The organism is Noviherbaspirillum sp. ST9 (genome assembly GCF_048799745.1).
Lineage (GTDB): Bacteria > Pseudomonadota > Gammaproteobacteria > Burkholderiales > Burkholderiaceae_D > Noviherbaspirillum.
This window is the reverse complement of sequence record NZ_JBLWFR010000021.1, coordinates 1-1,905: the sequence shown is the minus strand read 5'-3', so window position 1 is coordinate 1,905 and position 1,905 is coordinate 1. Positions and strand designations below refer to the sequence as shown.

1 protein-coding gene is annotated in these 1,905 nt (G+C 61.0%); it reads right to left on the bottom strand.

Annotated features, from left to right (window positions below; genetic code table 11):
* Positions 1-1,905: tetratricopeptide repeat protein (locus ACNOHI_RS24450; protein ID WP_420477334.1), on the bottom strand; the 1,905-nt coding region annotated here is incomplete at both ends.

Sequence of the window (1,905 nt, the reverse complement as noted above, 5' to 3'; positions counted from 1 at the left end):
TCGCAAACGGCGGGATATCGGCGGCGAACCTTGCGGCGCAGCGCGCATTCCATTCGCGGTACCTTGCATAGACTTCTTCGGCGGTCAGCGTCGGATGGTAATTGACGCAGAACAGCAGGTTGCTCTGTGCGTTCAGATGTTCCGGGTTGAATCGCAACGCCTGCTCGTAGCAGGCAATTGCCTCGTCCATCCTTCCCATGCTTTGAAGATTGATGCCCAGGATGCTGTACGCGTCGGCGTAGTCCGGCTTCAGCTCGATCGCGCGCCGGTGATGGACGATGGCTTCTTCGAGCCTGCCTTGCGACTGCAAGATGACGCCGATGTTGTAATGCGCTTCGGCATGATCAGCATTGAGTGCAAGGGTGCGACGGGCGTATTCGAGCGCTTCATCCGGCTTGCCCAGTTCGATCAAGGTTGCCGCCAGATTGTTGAGGGCGTCGAGAAATTCCGGCCGAAGTTCGATGGCCTTTCGATAGCATTCAGCCGCTTTTCCCGGGAATCGCTTGTTGGCGACGCCCAGATTAAGCCATGCTTCCGCATAATCCGGCGCGAGTTTGATTGCCTGTTCGTAACAAGCGATGGCTTCGGTTCTCTTTTCGGCTTCCAGAAGCACCATGCCCAGATTGTTGTGCGCCTTTGCATAGCCTGGATTTCTCGCGATGGCGAGACGAAAGATCTCTGTCGCTTCGTCACGCTGTCCGTTTCTCCGGAGGCCGTTTCCCAGATTGAGACAGGCTTCGACATCGTCCGGCTCAAGTTCAACAGCCTGCCGAAAGGCGGTAATCGCCTCGACAATCTTGCCGTCGGCCTCCAGTACGAGTCCAAGATTGCTGTACAGGCGGGCCGCGGCGCCGCACCCGGACTTCGCCTGTACATCAATCGCCTGTCGAATCAGCGATGCCGCAGCGGAATTATCTCCACGGTGATGATGTAACAATCCCAGGGAGTGCAAAGCGTCCACGTGATCGGGAGAGGCTTGCAAGATCCTCTTGTAAGCATCCTCGGCTTCTTGCAGGTGTCCTGTGCGGTGGAGATCCAATGCGGCTTCGATGGAATCGTATGCTGCTCCATCATTCGAGTCCGCGTGTCCCGGGGATCCTCCGCCACACCAAACGATCCACATGTTCCGGTAGGCCGTTTCCATGTCGCGAGCGAAGCCGTCCTGGTCCAGGAGCGGGGAGGCGAGCATGGTCTGGCGCAGGGAGGCGCGCTCCCGAGCCAGCAGCGAAGTGTCCTGCGCCAGGGCGACGGCGCGCTCGACATAGTCGTCGACCGAGCCGGCGATCCATTCGGGCTTGCCGATGCAGGACAGGATACTGGCGCCGAGGCGGCCGACCGAAGGCCGGTCGGCCAGGGTGACAACCGGCACACCCATCCACAGGGCTTCGTAAGTGGTGGTGCCGGAGTTGTGCGGGAAGCAGTCCAGCACGATGTCGACCTCGCGGTACGCGTTCCATACCGGCGTGGTGAAGGCGAAATGCAGCTGATGTGCCGGCACGCCATGCGCCGTGAACTGCGTCTCCACCGTTTGTCTCATGCCGGCATCGCTGAAATTACTGCTGTCCAGCCGCAACCGTGCCTCGGGCAGGCGTTGAAGAATGCGAGCCCAGGCTTCGATCATGCGCGCATTGATGCGCTCGGTGCGGCTCAGGCAGGCGAAGGTGACTTGGCCGTTGCGCAGGGCAGGCGAGTCGCCTGGCTCGGGCGATTCGGCTGGCGGCTGGTAGACCCAGGGAGCGCGGCCGAGGCGATGGATCTTCTCGCTGAACAGGTGTTCACAGCCGGGCGGCGTGAAGACGGCATCGCCGATCAGGTAATCCATCGTGTCCAGGCCGGTGGTGTAGCCGAAGCCGAGCCAGGAAGCCTGGACAGGAGCGGGCTTGCGGGCGAACACCAGCAGGCGGT